The sequence below is a fragment of the Desulfolithobacter sp. genome (genome assembly GCF_054025815.1).
Map to the genome: position 1 here is coordinate 1 of NZ_JBPMMS010000005.1, position 4647 is coordinate 4647.

Genomic DNA, 4647 nt, shown 5'->3' on the forward strand with positions numbered 1-4647 from the left:
CTCTTTTCCCAGAGCCTGGTGGACAAACTGCTGGAAAACACACAGTCTTCGGTGCTTATCCTCCGCTGATTTCCCGATTTCCCTCCCCGTGGCATGGTGTCATCTCCTTCCCCGAGACCATGCCACACACCTTGCAACCACCCGCCCCGGCCAGCAGAGATTCCTCCCTGGCCGGGATCGGGATCCCGCCGATCCTGATACATTTCTTTTTTCTTTTTATCCGGAACCGTTTTCTGTTTCCTGTCTCTCGTTTCTCCTTTGTTTTGACTTTTCACCCGCGTCCATTATTATATCTGCAGAAGTCCTCAATCATCACGGATGCAACGCTTTCCAGGAAACCGGCGTGGCCATGATCGTGAGTAAACCGTATTGTAGCCCAGGTTTGAGCCGCCAGAAAAAGCCGTATCGCATGACAAACCATCTCCTGAGGAAAATCAGCTCCGCCAGCCTTGCCATTGTCGTTCTCCTGCTTGGCATGTTCCACGCTCAGCCCGCCCGGAGTATGATTGTTGCGGAAAAGACTCCAAACGATGTCTATGGCCAGGTTCAGTTGCTCTCCGAACAGGTTCGCCAATTTCGCATGTTCAACAATATTAACACCCCGTGGCCCTCTGTGGCTCCGGAAAAAGGTCGCGAACCCCGCCATGTACTGCAAAAAGCCCTGGAGATACTTGGCAAAATAAACAAATTCCGGGTCAGTATACTCAGGACCGGCCCCATCGCGGTTCCCCGTTTTCCAGGCCGGGACATCACCCCCAACGAGGTCTTCAACGCCGTGGTCCGCCTGCGGCAGGAGCTGGCCCTTCTCAGTCCTTCCGGACAGTCCCAGCCGGAAGTCCCCGAGATCGTCATCCAGGGCAAGACCCCGGCCGATGTCTATGCCGCCCTGTCCGAGGTATCCCTGGCTCTCGACGAAACACTTGGATTGAGGGGATTCACGCCGTCGGATGTCTATGTGCAGAGTCTCCGCATTCTGGACCTGGTCCGTTTCCTGCGCGCCTCTCAAAACATGCCCCTGGACCTGGACCCTCCTGAGCGCCCCCAGGGAAAGATGTCAAACCATGCCCTGTCCTCGGTGTACGACCTGCTGGCCAAAATACGCCAGGCCGAAAAGAACCTGTGGATCAAACCTGTCACAGTGCCTGATATTCCCCGGCGCGTCATCACTCCCACCGATGTCCTCGACGCGACCAACGTGGCCCTGGCCGAACTCCAGCGAATCAAGTACCGACTCGGCCTGGAGCGGGACTTTGTCGCCCCTGAACCAGCTCCCGGCAAGACCCCGGACGATGTTATCCGAAACATCGAATGGGCCGCCATGCTGCTTCCGGACTTTGCCCTGGAGAGACCTCTGCGCCAGTTTGACCGCAAGTCGCTGAAGAAAACACCAAATCATGTCTATTCGGTGACCGAGCACATCATTAAACGGCTGCGGGAGTACCGGCGGCGGCGCGGCATCCAGGGGCCACCCCGGCGGGCTGAAATCATCTATGGCCTCCAGCCACAGCATGTCTATGAGAAAGGTCTCGAGATTCTAGAAAAAATCGATGTGGTGCGCCGCAATCACGGCCTGGGGCCAATCGCTGTCCAGCGCTATCCCCTGCGGGTCATTACCCCGTCCGAGGTGTTTGACCTGGCCCTGCGCCTCGACGAGGAGCTCGACATAGTCTTTCGCCAGGACGGAATGCCGGGAGATTTATGGCTGACCTCGACCACAGTGAAAGAATTTGACGACAAGACACCCAGCGACGTCTTTCTCAACATGCGGCGCATTTCACTGCTGCTGGACACCATCCTTGGCTCCGAAGGTTTCACCCCGTCCCATGTCTTTCGCGAGGCGGTCTCTGTCCGTGACAATCTGCGGATCATCGCTGATTATCTCCAGGAACCCCTGGCCATGCCTGATGGCCAGACAGCCCCCCTGAAACCCGGCATCCAGCCCCGAAACGTCTATCTGAAGGCCAGGCAGGTCATGGGCCTGGTTCTGGAGGCCAAACGGCGGGCCGGCATGTTTGGCGTGCGCGACATTTCCATTCCGCCCGGCAAACCGGTAACACCCACCGATGTCTTCAACCAGGTCCGGATCATTGACGCCGAGCTGACCGAGCTGAAAGTCTTTCTCGGCATTGCTTCCGCAGCCCTGCGCCCGCCGTTCAGGGAAGGCAAGACCCCGGCCCATGTGTTCCGGGTCCTGGAACAGGCCGAAGAGATCCTCCGGCAAATTCTTCACCGGCCGATCGACAGGAACCAGCAACAGGAACCCCGTGCATGACGAAAAGATCACTCCCGGTCAAATTCGGTCTGCTCGCCTTTGTCATCGCCGGTATCGGTGTCGTGGTAATCTCGTTCTACTCTTACCTCGACGCGGCCGCCCTGCTCCGCAACCTGACGGTTCAGCGGCTGACCGATGACATGAACCGGGACGCCCTGTTCTTCATGGAAAACATCAATCGCATGCGCACGGATCTTTTCATGCTCAAACGATATGATCCGGTCAGAGGATACATCAGGGCGATGGAAGGAGATGGATATGACGACCAGCGTAACATGACCACAGAGCTGTGGAAGGAACGCCTGGAAAACGACTTCTTCAACCTGCTCCTCCAGCGCCCTGAATATGACCAGGTTCGCTTCATCGGCCTGGCCGACAGGGGACGGGAAATTGTCCGGGTGGAAAGAAGCGGTGACTCGATCATCATTCTTCCGCAGGACAAGCTCCAGCCCAAAGGGCACAGAAGCTACTTTGCCAAGACCATCGAACTGGAACCAAACTCCATATTCCTCTCCGGGGTTGAGCTGAACCGCGAACACGGGGTCATCCAATTCCCGCTCCACCCGGTCATCAGGGCGGCTATGCCGGTTGAAGACTCTACCGGCAGTATTTTCGGAATTCTGGTTATCAATGCCAGTTTTGAAAAACTGTCCCATACCTTCAGTTCACCGCCGGACAATGTCCAGTACCTGATCGCCGACAGCAAGGGAGATTATGTGTTTCACCGGGACCGGAAACGGATATTCACCTCAGCCCTTGGCGGTGAAGCAGGGCTGTACCGTGATTTTCCCATGCTCAGGAATCTGGTCCAGGCCCGGAGCGAAAGAAAAATTATCGTCCTCACCGATCTGCCGGACCTCAACGCGAGCCTGATCGTCCGCCGACTTGATTACGACCCCCTCAACAGCGATCACAGCCTTGTTCTCGCCACCCTGGCATCCCATGATGTCATTGCCAGCGAAGCTCTATCCTTTGGCAAAAGGCTCCTGGTCAGCACGCTCGGGGTTGTGATCGTACTTTCCATCACCATGGCGCTGCTGGCCAAAAAACTGATGAACCCCATCAGCATGCTGACCCTTGCCGCGGACAAAATCGCCTCTGGCGAAGAAAACGTCCCCATTCCCGCCATTAACCGGCACGACGAGATTGGCCTGCTCGCCAAGTCATTTGCAAGCATGTATGAGCAGTTGTCCCGTTCCAGGGATAAACTGCGCCAGCTCGCCCGCAACCTCGAAAAACAGGTGCAGCGGCGGACCAGGGAGCTTACGGTGGCACTCCGCCAGGCCGAAACGAGCGCCAGGGCCAAAACAGAGTTTCTCGCTGTCATGAGTCACGAAATCCGTACTCCCATGAACGGCATCCTCGGCATGGGTGAGCTCCTGCTCTCCACGCCCCTCAACGGACAGCAAAAAAAATACGCCCAAACCATTTACCGGTCCGCAGAGTCTCTGCTGCAGATCATCAACGATATTCTCGACCTGTCGCGAATTGAACACCAGGACGTGCAACTTGTGCGGGAGCCTTTTGACCTCAAACAGCTTCTTGATGAAATCCAGGATCTTTTTCTACCCGAGTGCAGCCGTAAAAACATCCTCCTGGAGGTCAGGCTCTTCCCCGAAGAGATGAACACCTCACTGATCGGAGACCGCGGTCGACTGCGCCAGGTGCTTGTCAACCTGATCGGTAACGCGGTCAAATTCACCGACAGGGGCAGTATCCAGGTCCAGGTGACGCGACTTGCCCTGCCCGGGGACAAGGCCAGGCTCCACTTCGAAATCATTGACAGCGGGCCAGGCATGCCGGAAGATTGCGAAACAGATATTTTCGAGCCCTTTACCCAGGCAGACAGCTCAGCCTCCCGAAGGCACGGCGGAACCGGACTGGGCCTTGCCATTGTCAAAAAACTGGTCACCGCCATGAACGGTATGGTGGGCTTTAAAAGCTCTCCCGGCCAGGGCTCGACCTTCTGGTTTGAAGTGACACTGAACCAGGACTTCGCAGGTAAAAGTGTCTACATCCCGGAACCTGCCGGGCCGAACCCGATACCAGGCCCAAAAAATCTCTCCGCTCCGGCCAGAGAGGTCAGAATACTCCTGATCGAAGACAATGAAATCAACGCCCAGGTGACCAGAGAGATGCTCAAACAGGCCGGATACCGGGCAGATTGGGCTGCGAGCGGTCAGGAAGGGCTGAAAATGCTCAGAAACAACAGGTACGACCTCGTGTTCATGGACTGTCATATGCCCGGGATGGACGGCTTTGCCACCACCAGAAAAATAAGGGAGCTGGAAAAAAAAGAGGCGAACCCGGATCAACACCTGCCCATCGTCGCCCTGACCGCCAACGCCATGCAGGGGGATATGGAATCCTGCCTT

General features: G+C 56.6%; 2 protein-coding genes. Both read left to right on the top strand.

Annotation, left to right across the window (positions count from 1 at the left end; translation table 11 throughout):
- Positions 1–409: 409 nt before the first annotated feature.
- The gene (locus ACXJJY_RS01415; protein ID WP_456384923.1) at positions 410–2272 is read left to right on the top strand and encodes a hypothetical protein; all 1863 of its coding nucleotides are present in this window, start codon (positions 410–412) and stop codon (positions 2270–2272) included.
- On the top strand, positions 2269–4647 hold a 2379-nt coding region (locus ACXJJY_RS01420; protein ID WP_456384924.1), incomplete at its 3' end, for a hybrid sensor histidine kinase/response regulator. The genes ACXJJY_RS01415 and ACXJJY_RS01420, both read left to right, overlap by 4 nt.

Coding starts and splice junctions, on each gene's coding strand:
- ACXJJY_RS01415 (WP_456384923.1), top strand. CDS start 410: ATGACAAACCATCTCCTGAGGAAAATCAGCTCCGCCAGCCTTGCCATT.